Origin of the sequence: Blautia sp. MCC283 (assembly GCF_018785565.1) — a bacterium.
Lineage (GTDB): Bacteria > Bacillota > Clostridia > Lachnospirales > Lachnospiraceae > Blautia_A.
Window position 1 is genome coordinate 168,390 of record NZ_WQQB01000025.1, and the last position, 21,922, is coordinate 190,311.

The 21,922-nt window shown below is 43.7% G+C and carries 23 protein-coding genes; 18 read left to right on the forward strand and 5 right to left on the reverse strand.

Annotated features, from left to right (window positions below; all coding sequences use genetic code 11):
- Positions 1 to 226: 226 nt before the first annotated feature.
- The 3 genes from GPK81_RS09030 (at position 227) to mscL (ending at position 2,580) form a co-directional block, all read left to right on the forward strand.
- Entirely contained in the window at positions 227 to 1,033 is an 807-nt protein-coding gene (locus GPK81_RS09030; RefSeq protein WP_215706912.1) for an alpha/beta hydrolase, read from the forward strand.
- A gap of 131 nt (positions 1,034 to 1,164) precedes the next feature.
- On the forward strand, positions 1,165 to 1,989 hold the full coding sequence (locus tag GPK81_RS09035) for a TrmH family RNA methyltransferase (protein WP_215706913.1): 825 nt from the start codon (positions 1,165 to 1,167) through the stop codon (positions 1,987 to 1,989).
- 174 nt (positions 1,990 to 2,163) lie between these two features.
- Positions 2,164 to 2,580, forward strand: a complete 417-nt coding sequence (gene mscL / locus GPK81_RS09040; RefSeq protein WP_215706914.1) for a large conductance mechanosensitive channel protein MscL — start codon at positions 2,164 to 2,166, stop codon at positions 2,578 to 2,580.
- Positions 2,581 to 2,657: 77 nt separating this feature from the next.
- Here mscL and GPK81_RS09045 read toward each other — a convergent pair whose 3' ends face one another.
- On the reverse strand, positions 2,658 to 4,196 hold the full coding sequence (locus tag GPK81_RS09045) for a PucR family transcriptional regulator (protein WP_173761589.1): 1,539 nt from the start codon (positions 4,194 to 4,196) through the stop codon (positions 2,658 to 2,660).
- A gap of 200 nt (positions 4,197 to 4,396) precedes the next feature.
- On the opposite strand from GPK81_RS09045, the gene GPK81_RS09050 reads away from it, so the two are divergent.
- The 8 genes from GPK81_RS09050 (at position 4,397) to queA (ending at position 10,194) form a co-directional block, all read left to right on the forward strand.
- Complete coding sequence (locus GPK81_RS09050) at positions 4,397 to 5,392, forward strand: uroporphyrinogen decarboxylase family protein (RefSeq protein WP_021978098.1); 996 nt, start codon at positions 4,397 to 4,399, stop codon at positions 5,390 to 5,392.
- A gap of 196 nt (positions 5,393 to 5,588) precedes the next feature.
- Positions 5,589 to 5,912, forward strand: coding sequence for a YlxM family DNA-binding protein (ylxM, locus tag GPK81_RS09055; protein WP_021978097.1), 324 nt, complete (start codon positions 5,589 to 5,591; stop codon positions 5,910 to 5,912).
- Between the two features lie 3 nt (positions 5,913 to 5,915).
- Positions 5,916 to 7,268: a signal recognition particle protein gene (gene ffh, locus GPK81_RS09060; RefSeq protein ID WP_021978096.1), complete on the forward strand. Its 1,353-nt coding sequence runs from the start codon at positions 5,916 to 5,918 to the stop codon at positions 7,266 to 7,268.
- A 45-nt stretch (positions 7,269 to 7,313) separates the two neighbouring features.
- On the forward strand, positions 7,314 to 7,559 hold the full coding sequence (gene rpsP, locus GPK81_RS09065; RefSeq protein ID WP_015525220.1) for a 30S ribosomal protein S16: 246 nt from the start codon (positions 7,314 to 7,316) through the stop codon (positions 7,557 to 7,559).
- A 56-nt stretch (positions 7,560 to 7,615) separates the two neighbouring features.
- Entirely contained in the window at positions 7,616 to 7,846 is a 231-nt protein-coding gene (locus GPK81_RS09070; protein ID WP_015525219.1) for a KH domain-containing protein, read from the forward strand.
- Between the two features lie 60 nt (positions 7,847 to 7,906).
- Positions 7,907 to 8,413 carry a ribosome maturation factor RimM gene (gene rimM / locus GPK81_RS09075; RefSeq protein WP_021978095.1) on the forward strand — a complete coding sequence of 169 codons (507 nt, stop codon included), beginning with the start codon at positions 7,907 to 7,909 and terminating at the stop codon, positions 8,411 to 8,413.
- Positions 8,414 to 9,166, forward strand: coding sequence for a tRNA (guanosine(37)-N1)-methyltransferase TrmD (gene trmD / locus GPK81_RS09080; protein ID WP_215706915.1), 753 nt, complete (start codon positions 8,414 to 8,416; stop codon positions 9,164 to 9,166).
- 2 nt (positions 9,167 to 9,168) lie between these two features.
- Positions 9,169 to 10,194 (forward strand): tRNA preQ1(34) S-adenosylmethionine ribosyltransferase-isomerase QueA, encoded by a 1,026-nt coding sequence (gene queA, locus GPK81_RS09085; RefSeq protein WP_021978093.1) that lies wholly within the window; start codon positions 9,169 to 9,171, stop codon positions 10,192 to 10,194.
- Between the two features lie 82 nt (positions 10,195 to 10,276).
- On the opposite strand, the gene GPK81_RS09090 is transcribed toward queA, so the two are convergent.
- Entirely contained in the window at positions 10,277 to 11,815 is a 1,539-nt protein-coding gene (locus tag GPK81_RS09090) for a CapA family protein (protein WP_215706916.1), read from the reverse strand.
- A 171-nt stretch (positions 11,816 to 11,986) separates the two neighbouring features.
- Here GPK81_RS09090 and GPK81_RS09095 point away from each other — a divergent pair, with 171 nt between their 5' ends.
- Both GPK81_RS09095 and GPK81_RS09100 read left to right on the forward strand, forming a co-directional pair.
- Positions 11,987 to 12,832 carry a deoxyribonuclease IV gene (locus GPK81_RS09095; protein ID WP_215706917.1) on the forward strand — a complete coding sequence of 282 codons (846 nt, stop codon included), beginning with the start codon at positions 11,987 to 11,989 and terminating at the stop codon, positions 12,830 to 12,832.
- Positions 12,833 to 12,835: 3 nt separating this feature from the next.
- Positions 12,836 to 13,345 carry a ribonuclease domain-containing protein gene (locus tag GPK81_RS09100; protein WP_021978090.1) on the forward strand — a complete coding sequence of 170 codons (510 nt, stop codon included), beginning with the start codon at positions 12,836 to 12,838 and terminating at the stop codon, positions 13,343 to 13,345.
- A 95-nt stretch (positions 13,346 to 13,440) separates the two neighbouring features.
- On the opposite strand, the gene GPK81_RS09105 is transcribed toward GPK81_RS09100, so the two are convergent.
- From GPK81_RS09105 to GPK81_RS09115, 3 genes are all read right to left on the reverse strand, one after another.
- Positions 13,441 to 14,427, reverse strand: coding sequence for a 2-hydroxyacid dehydrogenase (locus GPK81_RS09105; protein WP_215706918.1), 987 nt, complete (start codon positions 14,425 to 14,427; stop codon positions 13,441 to 13,443).
- Positions 14,428 to 14,680: 253 nt separating this feature from the next.
- Positions 14,681 to 15,955, reverse strand: coding sequence for a 3-phosphoshikimate 1-carboxyvinyltransferase (gene aroA, locus GPK81_RS09110; RefSeq protein ID WP_215706919.1), 1,275 nt, complete (start codon positions 15,953 to 15,955; stop codon positions 14,681 to 14,683).
- A gap of 23 nt (positions 15,956 to 15,978) precedes the next feature.
- On the reverse strand, positions 15,979 to 17,070 hold the full coding sequence (locus GPK81_RS09115; RefSeq protein WP_118064487.1) for a prephenate dehydrogenase: 1,092 nt from the start codon (positions 17,068 to 17,070) through the stop codon (positions 15,979 to 15,981).
- A gap of 87 nt (positions 17,071 to 17,157) precedes the next feature.
- Between GPK81_RS09115 and GPK81_RS18695 the strand changes: the two genes are divergently transcribed.
- The 5 genes from GPK81_RS18695 (at position 17,158) to GPK81_RS09135 (ending at position 21,822) form a co-directional block, all read left to right on the forward strand.
- Complete coding sequence (locus GPK81_RS18695; RefSeq protein WP_417029149.1) at positions 17,158 to 17,283, forward strand: DUF6783 domain-containing protein; 126 nt, start codon at positions 17,158 to 17,160, stop codon at positions 17,281 to 17,283.
- Positions 17,284 to 17,378: 95 nt separating this feature from the next.
- Complete coding sequence (locus GPK81_RS09120; protein WP_021978086.1) at positions 17,379 to 18,101, forward strand: phosphatase; 723 nt, start codon at positions 17,379 to 17,381, stop codon at positions 18,099 to 18,101.
- A gap of 296 nt (positions 18,102 to 18,397) precedes the next feature.
- The gene (locus tag GPK81_RS09125; protein ID WP_215706920.1) at positions 18,398 to 20,488 is read left to right on the forward strand and encodes an elongation factor G; all 2,091 of its coding nucleotides are present in this window, start codon (positions 18,398 to 18,400) and stop codon (positions 20,486 to 20,488) included.
- Between the two features lie 159 nt (positions 20,489 to 20,647).
- On the forward strand, positions 20,648 to 20,818 hold the full coding sequence (locus GPK81_RS09130) for a hypothetical protein (RefSeq protein WP_015525206.1): 171 nt from the start codon (positions 20,648 to 20,650) through the stop codon (positions 20,816 to 20,818).
- Positions 20,815 to 21,822 carry a LacI family DNA-binding transcriptional regulator gene (locus GPK81_RS09135; protein WP_215706921.1) on the forward strand — a complete coding sequence of 336 codons (1,008 nt, stop codon included), beginning with the start codon at positions 20,815 to 20,817 and terminating at the stop codon, positions 21,820 to 21,822. The genes GPK81_RS09130 and GPK81_RS09135 overlap by 4 nt, the downstream gene beginning before the upstream one ends.
- The last annotated feature ends 100 nt before the right edge of the window (positions 21,823 to 21,922 follow it).

A 21,922-nucleotide genomic window follows, 5' to 3' on the forward strand; every position in this document is an offset into this window, starting at 1 on the left:
GAGATGCCTTAAAAAGGTACCTCGCTGTACAAAACAATTATAGTTCAGAGAACAGAATGTGTCAATGCTTTATTTATTACTATTTACCATAAAAAATATATAATTGCTGATAATTGGAATCAGGGGTTATCAAAATACAGATTTCATGGTATGATAAATCTATGAGACAGCGTGAGACGTATAATGGGGATGCGTATCTTACAGCAGGAAAAAGGAGGTTTTTATTATGGGTGAGAGTATGATCACATCGTTTGACAGAACGAAACTGTATCTGAAAAAGGAAACGGCAGCAGATAATAAGGCTGTGATCGTGATCGTTCACGGTCTCTGTGAGCATCAGGGCAGGTACGATTATTTTGCGGAGAAGCTTCATGAAGTAGGAATCGGTACCTACCGTTTTGATCACAGAGGACATGGACGATCCGAAGGTGAGGAGACTTTTTATTCGGATTTTAATGAACTTCTGGATGATACCAATGTAGTGGTGGATATGGCCATTGAAGAAAATCCGGATATTCCGGTGTTCCTTCTCGGACACAGCATGGGAGGATTTACCGTTTCTCTGTATGGAGCCAAATATCCGGACAAAAAGCTCCGGGGAATCATTACCAGCGGTGCACTGACTGCAGATAACGGAAATCTGATCCGTGGAGTGCCGGGAGGAATGGATGTACATACACGTCTTACCAATCAGCTGGGCTCCGGTGTATGCTCTGTACAGGAAGTGGTAGACTGGTACGGAAAAGATCCATATAATAAACAGTCTTTTACAGCAGGCTTATGCTATGCGATCTGTGACGGACTTGACTGGTTCAAGGAGAAAAAAGCAGAGTTTCATTATCCGGTTCTTATGACACACGGTGAGAAAGACGGTCTGGTAAGTGTACAGGATACCTATGATTTCTTTAAAGAAGCAGGATCAAAAGATAAACAGATGAAGATCTACGGCGGACTTTTCCATGAGATTTTGAATGAATACTGTAAAGACGAAGTGATCGGGGATATGATCCGGTGGATGGAAGTACGGATCTGAAAAAGAAACAAACTGTTTTATATGTAATAGCAAAGCCAGGTGGGGTTAAATAACACCTGGCTTTCTTTTGTAAAGATATTCTGCTACAATAAACAGATAGAAACAGGAAGACAGAACAGGAGAAAACAATCATGTCAAATATCATAGAAATCACAGATTTTAACGCACCGGAGCTGGATGTATATGCCAGGATCTCCGAGATACAGCTTTTGAACCGGGCAGAGCCTGAGAAGGGAATCTTTATCGCGGAGAGCCCGAAAGTTATTGAGCGGGCGTTGGATTCCGGATGTAAGCCGATTTCTTTTCTGGTGGAACATAAACATATTGAGGGAGAAGCAAAGGAGCTGATCCGGCGATGTGGAGACATTTCGGTTTATACAGCAGAATTTGATGTTCTGACACAGCTGACCGGTTTTAAGCTGACAAGAGGAATGCTCTGTGCCATGCACCGGCCGGCACTTCCGGGGGTTGATGAGATCTGCAAAAATGCCTGCAGGATCGCGGTTCTGGAAAACGTGGTAAATCCTACCAATATCGGTGCGATCTTTCGTTCTGCGGCAGCTCTTGGTATGGATGCGGTGTTGTTAACTCCGGGATGCAGCAATCCTTTATACCGCCGTGCGATCCGTGTCAGCATGGGAACCGTATTTCAGATCCCATGGACATTTTTTGATGAAAAGACAGAGTGGAAGACGGAAGGAATCCGGTCTCTGAAAACAATGGGATTTAAAACAGCAGCCATGGCTCTGAAAGAGGATTCTTTTGATATTGATGATCCTCATTTAATGACGGAAGAAAAACTGGCAATTGTTCTTGGGACAGAAGGAGATGGACTTGCTTCAGAGACCATTGCGGACTGTGATTATACGGTATGCATTCCCATGGCCCATGGTGTAGATTCATTGAATGTGGCGGCAGCCAGTGCAGTGGCATTCTGGCAATTGGGGAAACATTAAAAAATCTGTGCTGGACAGGAAGAACGTATTCTTTTATAAGATGTGAGATTTTGTCTGGAATATCTATGGAAAATTAAGAAATGCCGGTGTTATAATTTTTCTGAAAAACAGCGGAAAATCCAAAACGGAACCAAAGTGTCATAGGATTTTCGAAAAAAGAGGGAGGAATCACAAATGAAAAAGTTTCTGGAGGAATTCAAAGCCTTTGCATTGCGAGGCAATGTCATGGACATGGCTATTGGTGTGATTATCGGAGGTGCTTTCTCTGGTATCGTAACATCACTGACCGATAACTTTATCAATCCGATCCTGAATGTGCTTACAGGAGGAGCAACGTATACACTGAAGGATGTATCCGGATTTGCTTCATCCTTTGTCTCCTCAGTGATCAATTTTGTGATCATGGCATTTATCCTGTTCTGTCTTCTGAAGGCAGTTAACAAGATCACTTCCATCGGAGTAAAAAAAGAGGAAGAGCCTGTACCAACTACAAAGGTATGTCCGTTCTGCAGAAGTGAGATCGACATCGAGGCTACAAGATGCCCACACTGTACTTCAATTCTGAACGAAGCAGAAAAGGAAGAATTATAAAAGAGAATATCCGCTTTACATAGAAAAAACGGGAAATCAGGAAGCATATTATGGTATGCATGAGATTTCCCGTTTTTTTATGCGTTTGTGTTCTGATTTTCTTCTTCCATATCCATCAAATGAAAAGAAAGCAGCAGATACAGGATTTCATCTCTGTCTGTGAGATCCGAATCCAGAAATGCTTTGATCTTATCCAGACGGTAAAGAAGAGTGGTTCTGTGGATAAATAAAGCGCTGGCAGTATGGGCAATGTTCTGGTTGTGTTCCAGAAAACAACGCAGTGTGTCATAGAGATGAGATTGTTTTGCCTCATCTTTGTATTTCAGTGACAGAAGCTTTTCGTGGCAGATCATGTAAGCTGGAAGTTTTCTGGTAGCCTGTTCCAGGATATAGGGCAGAGCGATGGAGTTAAAATAGTGGATACTTTCTGCAGGATTTTTGCGTTTGCCAACCTGTAAAGAGACAGAAGCTTGTGTGTATTGCCGGTGGAAATTAAAATGTCCAAGCATCTTCCGGCTGTATCCGGCACTTAACATGCTGTTTTTGATAAAACCCTCGATCTTATCAGAAATTTCATGGACAGTCATGGTACATAGGTCCAGATTGATAAAAAGCACAGCATTGCCTTTGTATTCGGTAGCACAACTGGCCGGGATCGTATTTTCCAGATAATTGCAGATGGCATTGAGGGTCAGATTTTTCTGGTCGATCAGTCCGGTCTGGATCAGGATGCATTGATACATATGGGAAGAAAGCCATCCTACATTTGTCAGCTGCTGGCTGACTTTTACGTAATCAGCTCCTGGATCAGTCAGGATAGATACAAAAATCTGGTGCAAAGGAAACGCTTTATCCCGGTTGTGCATGATACCGGTGGAAAGGGCATGAGATATCATCTGGGAAAGGTACTCCAGGATAAAACCAAATGTATCATCCAGAGGAACTTCGCCTCCGGAAAACATCAGTCGGTATACAGCCTTATCATTATTGGAAATGTTTACGCAGAGAGAAGGAACCGTAAGGCCATTTCCGGGATAATAAAAGTATCCGGTTTTATAAAAAGCTTCCTCATAATGGGGATCCTGTTTCAGACTGTCAACAACAGCCCAGGAATTTTCGTTGGAACCCAGAACGGAATTGGAAAGATCGCCCAGATCCCAGCCTCTGGAGGCAATGATAGTAAAATCCATACCGATCAGCATCATTGGGTTGGGAATAATGGAAGCGGTAAGATCCAGAAGTTCCTGAATAGAAGCGTTCCGAAGACGGGAATCCATCAGAGACTGATTCCACCGGTCATAAAGGATAAAAATTTCCTGAAGTTTGTTAAAAATGGTATTGGCAGGAAAATCTTCAGGAATGACGCACATGTTTGGCTGAGTTAATTCGTAATTCCGGTAAGTTTTTCCGATCATCAGGAACAGGATATTTTTGGGATGATGAAAAGTCGGTTGAAAATCAGGATCTGTAATAAGATAAACACGTCCTTCCTGAAGCGGTGTGTTTTTTTCGTAACAGGCAGGACATAGCAATGTGGGCTCTGTATCCAGCCTGGAGGTATCCATAGGAAATGATTTCTGCAAATGATAGCAGATAAGTTTTGCGCTGAGTTTCAAAGAAAATCCTCCTTCCTATATTTTATAGGAAAAAATAAGAATAATCACCATATTATGTGGAATTGTGATTCTTCTGATTTTCAGTATAATAGAATCATAAAGAAAAAACAAGTGCAGAAATAAGCCTTTTATATTGGGGTGTAGCAAAACAAGTGCGGAAAAAAGGCTTTCCTGCATAATAACGTAGCGGAGGTGTTTTTATGTTAACAAAAAGACAGAATATGATGGAAGTAATCCGTGGAGGAAATCCGGATCGTTTTGTAAAACAGTATGAGGGACTGACCTTTGTTCTGAATACTCCCTATCAGCAGCAGTATCCGATGATGCCGGAAGGACCTGGTGCACCAACAGTAAAATGTGGCTGGGGATATTATAATTCCTGGCCGGCAGGAACGCCAGGAGCGTTTCCACTTCATGATCCCGAACATCTGGTATGCCCGGATATCACAGAATGGAAAAAATATGTAAAAGCACCGGATATCAATTACACAGCAGAAGACTGGAAAGCATGCCAGGAGACCATTGCCGGAATTGATAGGAATGAAACAATGGTTGCCACACTGATCGCACCGGGAGTTTTTGAGATGTGCCATTATCTCTGTGAAATTCAGAATACTATGATGAATTTTTACGAAGAACCGGAAGCCATGCATGAACTGATCGAATATATTACAGAGTGGGAACTGAAATGGGCAGAGCAGATCTGTACCTATATGAAACCGGATGTTGTATTCCATCATGATGACTGGGGAACACAGAAATCTACATTTATCAGTGTGGACATGTTCCGTGAATTCTTTATGGATTCCTACAAACGTATTTATGGCTATTACCATGATCACGGGGTAGAACTGATCATTCATCATAATGACAGTTACAGTGCAACACTGGTTCCAACAATGATCGAGATGGGAATTGATGTATGGCAGGGATGTATGTCAGTCAATGATCTTCCAAAACTGATAAAAGAATATGGAAAAGATATCACATTTATGGGCGGTATCGATAATGGTAAAGTAGATCGTTTTGACTGGAATCAGGAAATGATTGAAGAAGCAACCGATCAGCTTTGCAGAGACTGTGGTAAACTTCATTTTATTCCATGTACCACTCATGGCCTGAATTTTTCCTGCATCCCAGGTGTTTATGAGGCAGTAGATCAGGAAATCGATAAAATGACGAAAGAAATGTTTTGATCGAATTCAGATTGGCCTATATAACTATATAATAGGAAGAAAATAAAATAAATAAAGGTCGGAAAAGCCTGCAAAACTCAGCAGAAAAGCGCTTTCCCGGCCTTTTTTCTGTGAAATTTTGGAAAAAATAAATTTGTAAAGCAAAAACCCTTGACAGGCATGCCGGAATCGTGTATGATAGCCAAGGTGATTACAGATGGAGAAATTTGTAGAGCAGACTTTTTTATTTGATTTTTATGGAGAGCTTCTGACAGAGAGGCAGCGGCAGGTGTACACCAGTGTGGTATTTGAGGATTATTCCTTAAGTGAAGTTGCTGAGGAACTTGGCATCAGCAGACAGGGTGTACATGATATGATCAGACGGTGCAATCGGACGTTGGAGGAATACGAAGAGAAACTCCATCTGGTCGAGAAATTCCTGAACATCCGCAGTCAGGTTATGAAGATCCATGAACTGGCTGACAAGTACCACGCCGAAGATATTGCGGCGATTTCCAATGTGATATTAGAGGAGTTATGATCAATGGCATTTGAGAGTTTAACAGATAAACTGCAGAATGTATTTAAAAAGCTGAAAGGCAAAGGCCGTCTTACAGAGGCTGATGTCAAGGTTGCGCTGAAAGAAGTTAAGATGGCACTTCTGGAAGCGGATGTTAACTTTAAGGTCGTTAAGCAGTTTACGAAATCTGTTCAGGAAAAGGCTATCGGACAGGATGTTATGAATGGTCTGAATCCGGGACAGATGGTGATCAAGATCGTAAATGACGAGCTGGTCAATCTGATGGGAAGTGAGACAACAGAACTTCCGATCAAACCGGGAATGGATCTTACCGTTCTTATGATGGTCGGCCTCCAGGGTGCAGGTAAGACAACAACGGTTGCCAAGCTGGCAGGCAAACTGAAATCCAAGGGAAAGAGACCACTGCTTGTGGCCTGTGATGTTTACCGTCCCGCAGCGATCACACAGCTGCAGGTAAATGGTGAGAAGCAGGGCGTTGAGGTCTTTTCCATGGGAGATAAGCAGAATCCCGTGGATATTGCAAAAGCAGCTATCGAGCATGCGAAATCCAATCAGCAGAATGTTGTGCTGATCGATACCGCAGGACGTCTTCACATTGATGAGGATATGATGCAGGAGCTTGAGAATATCAAAGCGAATGTGAATGTGGATGCCACAGTGCTTGTAGTTGATGCCATGACAGGACAGGATGCGGTAAATGTAGCGCAGAACTTTTCTGATAAAGTCGGCATTGACGGCGTGATCCTGACCAAGATGGACGGTGATACACGAGGTGGAGCTGCACTTTCCATTAAAGCCGTAACCGGCAAACCGATCTTCTATGTTGGTATGGGAGAGAAGCTTTCGGACCTGGAACAGTTTTATCCGGAACGTATGGCTTCCAGAATCCTTGGTATGGGCGATGTGATGAGCCTGATCGAGAAGGTGGAAGCATCTGTGGATCAGGAACAGGCCCAGGAGATGCAGAAGAAGCTGAAGAAAATGGACTTCGACTTTAATGACTATCTTACCAGCATGGAGCAAATGAACAAAATGGGTGGTATTTCCAGTATCCTGAACATGCTTCCTGGAATGGGCGGCAAGATGAAAGATATCGAGGGCATGATCGATGAGAAAGCTATGGATCGTACCAAGTCCATCATCCTTTCCATGACACCTCAGGAGAGAAGCAATCCGAACATTCTGAACATATCCCGTAAGAACCGCATCGCCAGAGGTGCAGGCGTGGATGTCACAGAAGTAAACCGTCTTGTGAAGCAGTTTGAGCAGAGCAAGAAGATGATGAAACAGATGCCGGGCTTAACAGGCGGCAAGATGAATATGGGAAAAAGAGGCGGCTTTAAGCTTCCCTTTTAATAAACAACAATAAATTTTTAGAAAGATAATTGGAGGAAAACAAAAATGGCAGTTAAGATCAGATTAAGAAGAATGGGACAGAAGAAAGCACCTTTCTATAGAATCGTAGTAGCAGATTCCCGCTGCAAACGTGACGGAAGATGTATCGCAGAGATCGGAACATATGATCCGAACCTTGACCCAAGCGTATACAAAATCGACGAAGAGGCAGCTAAGAAATGGCTTGCAGCTGGTGCTCAGCCTACAGAAGTAGTTGCTAAGCTTCTTAAACTTGCCGGAATCGAGAAATAATACCTGACAGATTTAAGATCTGTGGGCCCCGTAAGGGCAGAGCAAGGAGGTATGTAATGAAACAACTTGTAGAAGTAATTGCAAAATCTCTTGTTGAAAATCCGGATGAGGTAGTCGTTACTGAGACTGAGAAAGACGACGCGATTGTTGTTGAACTGAAAGTCGGACCGGCCGATATGGGTAAGGTCATTGGAAGACAGGGAAGAATTGCCAAGGCAATCCGTACTGTTGTGAAAGCGGCTTCTTCAAAAAGCAGCAAAAAAGTGATTGTAGATATTCTGCAATGAAAAATGAGACAGGAGCTGTGGATTCCATGGCTCCTGTTTTTACTCTGAAAGGGAGCAAAAATGGAAGATTTATTAAAAGTAGGAGTTATCACAACAACGCATGGTGTCCGTGGTGAAGTAAAGGTTTTTCCAACAACGGATGATGCAGAGCGTTTTCTTGATATTGAATATGTGCTTCTGGATACAGGAAAAGAACTTCGCAGACTGAATATTCAGAATGTAAAATTCTTTAAGAATCTTGCGATCCTGAAGTTTGAAGGCGTTGATAATATCAATGATATTGAAATGTATAAAGGCCGTGATCTCTGGATTCCGCGTGAGGAAGCACAGGAGCTTGGCGAGGATGAATATTATGTGGCAGATCTGATCGGAATGGATGTACTTCTGGAGAATGGGGAGAAATTCGGAGTACTCCGCGATGTTATGGAGACCGGTGCCAATGATGTTTATATCGTAGATCGTGTGGATGGAGAGGAAGTTCTGCTTCCGGCGATCCATGACTGTGTTCTTGATGTAGACGTGGAAAAAAATACCATGACTGTGCATTTGATGAAAGGGCTTGTTTAAATGAATTATCATGTACTTACACTGTTTCCGGAAATGATCGAGAACGGAATGAACACAAGTATTACAGGTCGTGCGATTACAAAGGGACTGTTATCACTGGAAGCGATCAATATCCGGGATTTTGCCTTCAACAAGCACCAGAAGGTAGATGATTATCCATATGGCGGCGGTGCCGGAATGCTGATGCAGGCAGAACCGGTATATCTGTCCTATGAATCCATTGTAGAGCGCATCGGAAGAAAACCACGTGTGATCTTTCTTACTCCTCAGGGAAAAACTTTCAACCAGAATATGTCGAAAGAGTTCGCACTGGAAGAAGACCTGGTTTTTCTCTGCGGTCATTATGAGGGAATTGATGAGCGTGTTCTGGAAGAAATTGTGACGGATTATGTTTCTATCGGTGATTATGTACTTACTGGTGGGGAACTTCCGGCTATGGTTATGATGGATTCCATTTCCAGAATGGTACCAGGAGTTCTGAATAATCAGGAATCCGGAGAGACGGAATCTTTTTCCGGAAATCTTCTGGAATATCCCCAGTACAGCCGACCGGAAGAATGGCATGGAAAAAAAGTGCCGGAGGTGCTGCTTTCCGGACATCATGCAAATGTGGATAAATGGAGAAGAGAGCAGTCTATTATCCGTACTGCCAAATGGAGACCGGATCTGCTGCCAAAGGCCGATCTTACAAACAAAGAGTGGAATGAGGTCCGCAGGCTTCGCAAACAATGGAAAGAGGAAGTGGAAAAATAATTATGAAAACATCAGATTTTTATTATGACCTGCCGCAGGAACTGATTGCTCAGGACCCGCTGGAGGACAGAAGTTCTTCCAGACTGATGCATCTGTCCCTGAAAGACGGAAGTATCGAGCATCGTCATTTTACCGATATACTGGATTACCTGCATAAGGGAGACTGCCTTGTGATCAATGACACCAAAGTTATTCCGGCACGTCTTTACGGACATAAGGAGGAGACAGGAGCACTGATCGAGATCCTGCTTCTGAAACGCCGTGAGAATGATATCTGGGAGTGTCTTGTAAAGCCCGGCAAAAAGGCACGTCCGGGTGCCAAAATTACTTTTGGCGATGGCATTTTAAAAGGTGAGATCATCGATATTGTAGATGAGGGAAACCGCCTGATCCAGTTCCATTATGAGGGAATTTTTGAGGAAATTCTGGATCAGCTGGGAGAAATGCCGCTGCCGCCATATATTACCCACAAGCTGAAAGACAAAAACCGTTATCAGACCGTGTATGCCAAAAATGAAGGATCTGCTGCCGCACCGACTGCAGGACTGCATTTCACACCGGAACTTCTTGAGAAGGTAAAAGAAATGGGTGTGAATATTGCCCATGTAACTTTACATGTAGGCCTTGGAACGTTCCGACCGGTAAAAGTGGATGATGTGGAGAAACATCATATGCATTCGGAATTTTACATTGTGGAAGAAGATCAGGCAAAACTGATCAATGATACAAAGAAAAACGGTGGAAGAGTGATTTCCGTGGGAACTACCAGCTGCCGTACCCTGGAGTCTGCAACAGGAGAAGACGGAATCGTAAAAGCCGGAAGCGGATGGACAGAGATCTTTATCTATCCAGGCTATAAATTCAAAGCAATCGATGGACTGATCACCAATTTCCATCTTCCGGAGTCCACGCTGCTGATGCTGGTTTCTGCCCTTGCAGGAAAAGAGCATATTATGGCTGCCTATGAGGAGGCGGTGAAGGAGAGATACCGTTTCTTCAGTTTTGGTGATGCCATGATGATCGAGTAACAAGATTACAATTATCTTTCATATAAAAATCCTGACAGATTTTTGCATGGATCATGCAATATCTGTCAGGATTTTATTTTATCTATTCATCGCTGTTATCTGAAAAATCTGCCTCTTCATCGGAACTGTAATCTTCTTCGTCCGAGGTATCATAATCTTCTGAAGTATCGTAATCCGAACCATCCGATTCATCTGAAAAATCAGAGTCTGTATCCGATTCAGATTCATCGGAAGTATCAGTGATTCCGGATGCGTCATCTGCAGAAACAGTATCAGAACTGCCTGTATCGCCAGAGGATTTGGCTGTAGAATCTGCTGTTGGAATCGCTGCGCTGCGTTCATCAATCTTGGATTTGATTCTGGTGGCTTCATCGCCGGTAGCAGGGGTTGGCTGATAGTTGTTATAACCGTCTGCAGAAGAAATGGAGCAGGGAATGATATTTGTTACATTATCTGCCTGTACACCGTCGGAGGTGATGGTAAAGGTCTGCTGAAAAATCATGGTATCCATATCGCTTGGCGAGCTGTTTCCGCCAAAGCAGAAATTTCCAAGACTGTAAACGATATTTTTGCCCTTGTAAGTTTCAATTCCCTGAAGTACATGTGGATGATGCCCGCATACCAGGTCCGCACCTTCATCAATGGCCAGACGTCCGAGAGTCATCTGATTGGTATCCGGAACGGTTTCGCTCTCATTGCCCCAGTGGAAGATTACAATAACAAGCTCTGCTCCGTCTGCTTTGACTTTGGCAATATTATCTTTCAGCTGTTGTTCACGGCCAAGATGGTCTTTCAGTTCATAAATTCCCACAAGTCCGACTTTAACGCCCTTGATGTCCATAACTGCAGTATCATCATAGCCAAAATGGATGATCCCTGCGTTATCCAGAGCAGTCAGTGTGTCCGTGTAACTCTGCTCTCCGTAATCATGACTGTGATTGTTGGCAGTATTTACGGCTTCTATGGAACCACTGGTTAGGATCTGTGCATATTCGGCAGGTGCTTTAAATGCAAATGTTTTATCTTCACGGGTATCCGAATCCGTAAGTGTTCCCTCAAAATTGGCGATGGTCAGATCATCAGCTGAAAAAATACTTTTTACATTCTGGAAAAAGTAATCTTTTCCGTTGCTGTCATAATAGGCGTTCAGACTTGTGTCATAATCAAAGGTTTCGTCTGTACCAAGGGTGCAGTCGCCTACAACACTGATGGTCAGTGAAACAGGATCTTTCTGAGCTGCTTTTGCGGTTTCTTCGGATTTTTTCGCCTGGGCGGCTTCCTGTGCTTTTTGGATGGCAGCAGCTTCGGCGGCTTTTCTGGAAGAAATACAGGAGCGGGCAGAGAAGATAATTACAAGAAGCAAGATCAGAAATCCTCCTCCCGCAAGCATCATTTTCTGACGTCGTACCTGCTGATATCTGGAATTTTTTTTGATGTTTTTTCTGCGGGATGTGGCAGAACTGTGTGTGGACGGACGTTTGTTTACCCGCGAAGTGGTTTGGCGATGGCCGCTTTCTTTCTGACCGGAACGATGTGTATGTGTCTGTCTGGCCTGGAGTGCTTCTTTTCGTGCCAGTTCCGGATCATGTCTGTGCGGCGGCTTTCGATTATCATTTGCCATACTTTTTCTCCTTCATATGTAAAGATACATTTATTATAGGAAGAATTGGAAGTAATGTAAAGAATGAATACCGGACTTTGCAGAAAAAAGAGTTTTTGCTATAATGGACAAGGCAACACAATTGTGGCTTTAAGCTGCTGTAAATAAAAAATACAGGGAGATCAGAAAAAAATGGTATTATATATCGGAAATCATACAAGTTCATCCAAAGGCTATGCAGCCATGGGACGTCAGATGGTAAAAAACGGAGGAAATACGTTCGCATTTTTTACCAGAAATCCAAGAGGCGGTAAGGCGAAAGAGATTGATCCGGCAGATGTGGAAAAGTTTCTGGAACTTGCCAGAGAGCATCATTTCGGTAAGATCGTAGCTCATGCGCCATATACAATGAATGCCTGTGCGGCAAAAGAAAATCTGAGGGATTTTGCCAGAGAGATTATGGCAGATGATCTGAAACGCATGGGGTATACACCGGGGAATTATTATAATTTTCATCCCGGAAGCCATGTAGGGCAGGGAATAGAAGCTGGAATTGCAAAAATTGCAGAAATTCTCAATGATGTTCTTACAGAAGAACAAAGTACCACAGTTCTTCTGGAAACTATGTCCGGCAAGGGATCAGAAGTGGGATCAACGTTTCAGGAACTGAAAGAGATCATTGACCGCGTGGAGAGAAAAGACAAACTGGGGGTCTGCCTGGATACCTGTCACATCTGGGATGGAGGCTATGACATTGTACATGATCTGGATGGAGTACTGACAGAATTTGACCAGGTGATCGGACTTACCAGACTGAAAGCGGTTCATCTTAATGACAGCATGAATGGACTGGGAAGTCATAAAGACCGTCACGCAAAGATCGGCGAAGGAGAAATCGGTCTGGATGCGCTTGTAGAGGTGGTGTGTCATCCGGCACTTAAGGGAGTTCCTTTTATACTGGAGACGCCAAATGATGATGAGGGATGGAAAAGAGAAATTACACTTTTGAGAGAACGATATGCCATGAAAGGAGATTGATTCATGAGAAAGTTTAAATTATTTCTTTTGGCACTGACTGGTGCTGCGATTCTGATGCTGGGTGGCTGTAAGGAGAAGCAGACGTATGATGAAGCTGCTTTTGAGAATGATATGGAGCCGTTGACAGACGATGAATTAAAAGCCATGGATGAGGACAGTGATGATGAAATGACTGCGATGGATGAAGAGGAGATGGAGCAGGCGCAGGATTCTTCAGAGAAAGACAGCACAGAAAGTACAGATCACGCTGCAGAAAACAAAATGGATGAAAAAGGAACGTATACGGACAAAAATGATGTTGCCCAGTATATTTATGAGTATGGCCATGCGCCGTCGAATTTAACTCCCGAGAATTATGAGAATGCAGATAGTATGCTTCCGGTAGAAGAAGGTGTTACTTACCAGCAGTGCAGTCTGGATCCTGAGGGAAAACAGAAATTAATCTATACACAGGATGGAAAGCGTGTATATTATACAGAAGATGATGGAAAATCTTTTGAGGAAATTTATTAGGAAATACAGGTGTACATTTAAGAGTTGACAAAAATGTCCCGGATCATCGTTAAGTGCAATGGTCCGGGACATTTTTTCTATAAAGGTTCTGGAAATCAGTGAACCAGATTTTTCATTTCATCCCCATCCATAAACGCTTTTGCATTTTCCAGGGTTGTTTCAGCAATATTTGTCAGTGCTTCTACTGTGAAAAATCCCTGATGGGAAGTCATTGTAACATTCGGGAAGGACAGAAGACGCTGGATCGTGGAAGTAGGAAGAATGCTGCTTGACATATCTTCATATACATAGGCGGATTCTTCTTCATAAACATCCAGACCAACGGCAAAGAATTTATGATCACGGATACCTGCGATCAGGTCGTCCGTTTTGATCAGTCCACCTCTGGAAGTATTTACAAGGATCACGCCATCTTTCATTTTGGCGATGGTTTCGGAGTTGATCAGATGCTCTGTTTCCGGAGTCATCGGGCAGTGCAGACTGATCAGATCGCTGGTGGTAAGAAGTTCGTCCAGTGAAACATATTCCAGAAAGTCAAGATTTTTATTTGGGAAAAGATCATAAGCGATTACTTTCATACCGAAGCCACGGCAGATTTTTGCCATTGCCTGGCCGATTTTTCCGGTACCGATGATGCCGGCAGTTTTCTGATAAAAGTTTACGCCCATGAGACCGTTCAGTGCAAAGTTGTTTTCACGGCATTTGATATATGCTTTATGGGTGTGGCGGTTGGCGGTAAGGGCAAGTGCCATGGCGTGTTCGGCAACTGCTTCCGGAGAATAACCTGGAACACGTGCCACCTGGATTTCGCATCTGGCAGCAGTTTCCAGATCAACGTTGTTGTATCCTGCACAGCGCATTAGGATCAGTTTTACACCCTGGCGGTGAAGTTCTTCGATGACCGGTGCGCCAAGATCTGCATTTACAAATGCACAGATAGCGTCGTAGCCGTGGGCAAGAGCTGCAGTTTCCTCATGGATATTTGCTTCAATGAATTTAATCTCAATACCTGGATAGGACGGAAGCAGCTTCTCAAAAAATTCTCTATCGTAGCTCTTAGTGTCATAAAACAAAATTTTCATAATCGTTGCTCCTCTCTGGAAATCTTTTATTTTCCGGACAAATAATACCATAACTGTAGAAATTTGAAAAGTGGGGAAATAGATAAAGTTTATCAAAAAAATGATTTTATTTTGGAATTATAATATCCATAACAGATAAAAAATATACGAAATATAAAAAAATACAAAAAACAGAGAGCATTTTCAGGTACTTCCATCTGATAGAACAGATGCAATAGTACACAAAAATGCTCTCTGTCTGTATATCTGATAATTATTCTGCCAGACTGTAAAGATCGGAATAGAATTCCGGATAGGAGATGTTGACACATTCACCATTTTTGATGGAAAGTGTTCCTTCTGAGAGAAGGCCTGCTACTGCGAAGGACATGGCTACACGGTGATCCAGATGAGAATCGATCTCTGCACCGTGGAGAGGTTTTCCACCGTGGATGATCATGCCGTCTTCCGTTGCTTGGATATCTGCCCCCATTTTCTGGAGGTTTTCTGTCATAACCTGGATACGGTCGGATTCTTTGACACGAAGCTCCTGGGCATCACGGATAACAGTGGTTCCTTCTGCAAAGGCTGCCATAACCGCGATCATCGGAAGTTCATCGATTAGGGTAGGAATGATGGCACCTTCTACTGTTGTTCCGTGAAGAGAGGAGGAGCGGATCAGAAGATCTGCAGTAGGTTCGCCTTCTGTGGTTTCATTGAGAAGGGTGATATCTGCGCCCATAGCTTTGCATACACGGAGGATACCGTCACGGGTCGGGTTGATTCCCACATTTTTCAGAAGGATCTCGCTGTTGGGAACAAGAAGGCCGGCTGCGATAAAATAAGCAGCGGAAGAGATATCGCCCGGAACCAGGATCTCACGTCCGTAAAGAGAAGGATCTGGCTTGATGAATGCAGTTGTTCCTTCTGATGTTACATCAGCGCCAAAGTAATTCAGCATGATCTCCGTGTGATTTCTGGAGAGAACCGGCTCTGTTACACAGGTAATGCCGTCCGAATACATTCCGGCAAGGAGTACACAGGATTTTACCTGGGCAGACGCTACCGGAGAATTGTAGTGGATGGCATGGAGTTTTTTTCCGGAGATCTTAAGCGGTGCACATCCGTTTCCGCCAAGGCTGATGATATCTGCCCCCATCTGGGAAAGCGGAGTCATGATCCGTTTCATGGGGCGTTTCTGGATGGAAGCATCGCCGGTAAGTTCTGATACAAAATCCTGTCCTGCCAGGATTCCGGAGATGAGGCGGGTGGTAGTACCGCTGTTGCCTACATCAAGAGTCTCTGCTGGAGCGCTGAGACCGTGGAGGCCTTTTCCGTGAACCAGGATCTCGCCTTTGGTATTTTCTATGTTAATGCCCATTTTCCGGAAACAGGAAATGGTGGAGAGGCAGTCGGCACCTTCCAGAAAGTTTGAGATCCTGGTAGTGCCTTCTGCGAGAGAGCCGAACATAACAGCTCTGTGAGAAATGGATTTATCTCCGGGAATAGAAAGAGAACCGGATAATTTTTTTGCTTTTTTGATTTCCATAATAAATACCTCATTTATATATATCAGCGTTCACAGATTTTGTAATTACGTTTGGTAAGAAGCACTTTGGCCTGCTCCAGGGCTGCATCTGTATAAAATTCGATCTTCAGAACGCCATCTTCAAATTCACGGTTGTGGATGATGCCGATATTTTTGATGCTGACCTTTTCTGTTGCAAGAATGGTTGCGATAGTTGCAATGGCACCGGCCTCATCTGCCACATCAATGTAAAGAACATAGGAGCGGGGGATCAGGCTGTTATCTACAATGTCAATGGAATCACGGTAATCCTTGGAACTTGCGAACATGTCAAAAATATTGTCGGCTTCTCTGTTATCAATGGAACAGCGGATCTGGATCAGCATACGGATAAATTCGTCCAGAACTGTGGAAATGTTTTTTTGGTTTTCCAGGCAGATCTGCTCCCACATAACTGGTGAAGAAGAAGCGATACGTGTGATATCACGGAAACCACCGGCTGCGATCATTTTCATATACTGGGCATCGTTGTCCAGAAGGTTTACAAGATTGACAAGAGCGGAAGCCACGATATGAGGGAGGTGGCTGACTCCTGCCGTGATGAAATCATGTTCTTCCGCAGTGAGAACAAGAGGGATCGCACCAAGAGAGGAAACCAGTTCCGTAAAATCGGAAATCCGATCCAGAGCAACTTCTCCTCCGGGAGTAATGATATAGTAAGCATTTTCCAGGAGATGATCACTGGAATTGGAAAAACCGCTGCGCTCGGAGCCTGCCATTGGATGGCCGCCGATAAATTTTCCCTCGAGTCCAAGTTCGGTTACCTTTTCGTGGATGATACTTTTTACACTTCCCACATCGGTGAGAATGCAGTTTTCTCCAAGAGAATCCTTGATCTTTTCCATGTACTCCACATTGAATTCTACAGGGGCACAGAGAAAAAGATAATCGCAGTTGTATAATCGCTCATCTTCAATATCGCAGATCCCGTCGATCACATTTAAACTGACTGCCTCTGCCAGAGCGTCTCTGTCTTTGTCAAAGGCAAGCAGGCGATAATCCGGGTGAAATTTTCGTATGGTTCTGGCAATGGAGCCGCCGATCAGCCCAAGGCCGATAAAACCTATGGTTTTCATAGTACTTCAGAGTCCTTTCCGGTCACATTTTACTTTTATTCTTTAATAGTGTAAATCACGACTATATTGTAAAAGAAAGTACGAAAAATGTCAACAAATGTTAGAACATGTTTGAAAAAGCATTCCCACAATCTGCACGTTCCATTTTGCGGTATATTTTGCCCGAATTCGGTTGTCGTAGCCCGAAACGGGAATATTACCAATGAACAGTAAAAATAATTGGACAGTAATATAAAAAGACTTGAGAAATCAGGGATTTCGGACGTATAATAAGAAAAAATAATGTAGGGTACAGAGGAGAATTTATTATGAAATATCAGTCAGTAATGGATCTGCACACACATACTGTAGCCAGCGGACATGCATACTGTACGCTTCGCGAGATGGCGAAAGCAGCTTCCGATAAGGGGCTTGAGCTTCTGGGAATCACAGAACATGCACCGAAGATGCCCGGAACCTGCCACAAGTTCTATTTTCAGAATATAAAAGTAGTGCCCCGTGAAATGTACGGAATCCAGCTGCTTCTGGGATCAGAGGTAAATATCCTGGATGCTGCAGGAACGGTGGATCTGGCTCAGAAAACCCTGGAAAAGCTGGACGTGGTCATTGCAAGCCTTCATGTGCCATGTATCAAACCGGGCAGCAGACAGGAGAATACAGAAGCCTATCTTAATGTTATGAAAAATCCGTATGTCAATATCATCGGACATCCGGATGACGGAAGATACGATATCGACTATGAGGCGCTTGTACAGGGGGCAAAAGAATATGGTAAAGTTCTGGAGCTTAATAATCACTCCATGGACCCGGACTGTACCCGTGAGAATGCGGTAGAGAACGATACCATTATGCTGAATTACTGCAAAAAATATCAGGTACCTGTGGTTATGGACAGCGATGCCCATTTTGATCTTCTGATCGGAGAATTTGACCTTGCCAGAGCCCTTCTGACAAAACTGGATTTTCCGGAAGATCTGGTACTGAACCGTTCCGTGGATGCCGTGAAAAAATATGTAAACCGTACATTCTGACAGGGGGCACAGAATGTACAGGCTTTTCTCTTAAAAGATATAGAAGATACAGAAAAATAGAAAAAATCCTGAAAGAATACCTGATTTTGCAAAATGCTGAGAAAACATATCCGGATTCTTTCGGGATTTTTTTACGTAAAAATCAGATACTTTCGCCATGTACTACAACGAATTGACGGTATAACTAAAAACTTTCTGAAAAAAAGTTGTCAAAATTGAATAAAATACTTGAAATTTGCATGGAAATTTAGTAAAATGTGAACATATTAAGTAAGACAAACAGGGAGGTATTACATATGGACGTTTTCAGAACAGACCGAATCAGAAATGTAGTCCTATTAGGTCATGGTGGCGCAGGTAAAACAACACTGGCTGAGGCAATGGCTTATCTGGCAGGTATGACAAACAGACTCGGACGTGTTGAGGATGGCAATACTGTCAGCGATTATGACAAGGAAGAAATAAAGAGACATTTTTCCATCACAACTTCTTTGATTCCGGTACCATGGGATAAGATGAAGGTAAATGTACTGGATACTCCCGGATATTTCGATTTTGTGGGAGAAGTTGAGGAAGCCGTCAGTGCAGCAGATGCAGCGATCATCGTTGTTTCCGGTAAGGCCGGTGTTCAGGTTGGAACACAGAAGGCATGGAATCTCTGCGAGAAATATAAACTTCCGCGAATGATCTTTGTTACCGATATGGACGTGGATGATGTCAGCTATCGTGAGGTCGTGGAAGAGCTGACAGAGCTGTATGGCAAGAGGATCGCTCCTCTTCATTTCCCGATCCGTGAAGACGGTAAGTTTGTAGGTTATGTCAATGTTGTGAAACAGGCCGGAAGAAGATACATTGACAAGGCCGGTAAAGAAGAATGCCCGGTTCCGGACTATCTGACCGAATATCTTGAGAAATATCATGAAACTCTGATGGAGTCTGTTGCAGAAACAAGCGAAGAGTTTATGGACCGTTATTTTGAGGGAGATACCTTCTCCGTAGCAGAGGTTTCTGCGGCCATTGCAACTAACGTACAGGATGGAAGCATTGTTCCGGTATGCATGGGTTCACCGGTAAATCTTCGTGGTGTATCCAATCTTCTGGATGATATCTGCGGTTACTTCCCGAGTCCGAGCGGACGTTCCTGCAACGGTATCGCACAGAAGACCAACGAGATCTTTGAGGCGAATTATGACTTTGCCAAGGCAAAATCCGCTTATGTATTTAAGACCATCGCAGATCCGTTCCTTGGTAAATATTCTCTGATCAAGGTATGCTCCGGTGTGCTGAAATCCGATGATACACTTCTCAATGTAGAGAAGGGAACAGAGGAGCGTGTAAATAAACTCTATGTTCTGGAAGGTTCCAAACCGATCGAAGTTCCGGAGCTTTTTGCAGGTGATATCGGTGCCATTGCCAAACTTGGCAGCGTACAGACCGGTGACAGCCTTGCAACTAAGGCGAACCCGATCCTTTATCCGAAGGCTGTACTTTCCACACCATATACATATAAGAGATTTAAGGCAGTGAAGAAGGGCGATGAGGATAAGATCGCACAGTCCCTTGCCAAGATGATGACAGAGGACAGAACGCTTAAGGTTGTCAATGACAGTGCCAACCGTCAGAGCCTGATCTACGGTATGGGCGATCAGCATCTGGATATCGTTGTCAGCAAGCTGAAAGAACGTTATAAAGTGGATGTGGAACTTTCAAAACCGAAGGTTCCGTTCCGTGAAACACTCCGTAAGAATTCAGATGTAGAAGGCAAACATAAGAAACAGTCCGGCGGACACGGACAGTATGGCCACGTTAAGATGCGCTTTGAGCCATCTGGCGATCTGGAGACACCTTATGTATTTGAGCAGGTAGTTGTAGGTGGTGCAGTTCCGAAGAACTACTTCCCGGCTGTTGAGAAGGGACTTCAGGAATGTGTTCTCAAGGGACCTCTGGCTGCATATCCGGTTGTTGGTGTGAAGGCAACCCTTTACGATGGATCTTATCATCCGGTAGATTCTTCTGAGATGGCATTTAAGATGGCAACTATCCTTGCCTTCAAGAAGGGCTTTATGGAAGCGTCTCCTGTACTTCTTGAGCCGATCATCTCCATGAAGATTACAGTTCCGGATAAATATACCGGTGATGTTATGGGAGATCTGAACAAGAGACGTGGTCGTGTTCTCGGAATGAATCCGGACCACGAAGGAAATACCATCATTGAGGCAGATGTTCCGCTTCTTGAAATCTATGGTTATTCCACTGTCCTTCGTTCCATGACCGGTGGAAGCGGAGATTTCTCCTATGAATTTGCACGCTATGAGCAGGCTCCTAATGATATCCAGGAGAAAGAGATCGCGGCACGCGCAAGCAAGGTTGACAGTGCTGACGAATAAACAGAGATATTTTTTGAGGGCAGAATAAAGAGTTGACAGGCTGCAGCATTTGCTGTAGCCTGTTTTTAGATGCGTTCGTGAATAAGCAGTCAGAAAAACGAATTGCGCTCATACAGGTTATTGAAGTATGAGCAAAAAAGAAAAGAGAGAGGACAAAAAATGTTAGTATGTGATTATATCGTGGAACAGATTGACGGAGATTATGCACATTTGAAGCGTGTGGATCAGCCGGAGGAGGAACTGAAAGTAGTTGCCAGAGCATTACTTCCGGCAGAAATCTATGAGGGCTGTGAGCTTCATTATGAGCTGATGCAGTATTCAATGAAATGATAAGGCTGCAGGATATCGCGGATATGGCAGGTGTCAGTCGTACAACCGTATCCAATGTGATCAATGGAAATACAAAACGGGTTTCACAGAGCACCATTGACCGGATCACGGCGATTCTGAAGGAGCAGAATTATGTTCCCCACATGGGATCTGTGATGCTATCCGGACACGGCTCAAGGATCATTGGAGTGGTTCTTGGTTTTTCCTTCATTCATGGTATGCAGTCTCTGCAGGATTCTTTTGTGGGAGAGATCACCGGAACGCTGCAGGTCGAAGCAGAAAACAGAGGCTATTATATTATGCTCATTGGCGGTGAACGGATCGATAATGTGGTAGATATGGCATCCCGTTGGAATGTAGAGGGTCTTATCATTATAGGGTATAATGAAGAACAGTATCATCAGCTTTCCAGAAAGCTGAATAAAAAAATGGTATTGATCGATGCCTATCCGAAGGGTGGATATAGCTTTCAGAATGTAGGAGTGGATGATTATTCCGGCGGATATCAGATTGGGGAATATCTGCATTCCTGTGGATACCACCGGGCACTTTTTGTTGCGGAAACAGAGCAGGACAGTGATTATGCCAGATGGCTTGGATTCAAACAGGCTATGGAAAAAAATGGCGGCTTCTGCAGCCGCTCCCGCTATGTGGTGGTTCCCCAGGAACCCCGGCGCAGACTGAAAAAATATGAAGAGCTGCTGCCTCATTTTCTGGAGACAAAGGCACTGGCATTTTCTTCTGATTACACAGCTGTGGAAGCTATCAATTATTTTACAGACAGAGGAATCAGGATTCCGGATCAGATTTCCATTACCGGCTTTGATGATAATTTTTATGCGCAGATCGTCAGGCCAAAGCTGACCACCATTCATCAGGATGTTCATCAGAAAGCAGTTCTTGCCTTACGGAAGCTGCTTCTTATGGCAGAGGGAAAGGAACCTGCCAAAAAAAATGTAAAAAGCCCTGTCTGGCTTGTAAAGAGAGATTCTGTAAAAGAGTAGCAGGATCTCTTTTTTTATTTTGTGACGACTTTTCCTGGGACATCATCGGGATACGGTGGAAATTCTTTCACCGGACAGTAGTGACTTATTGTTAAAACTG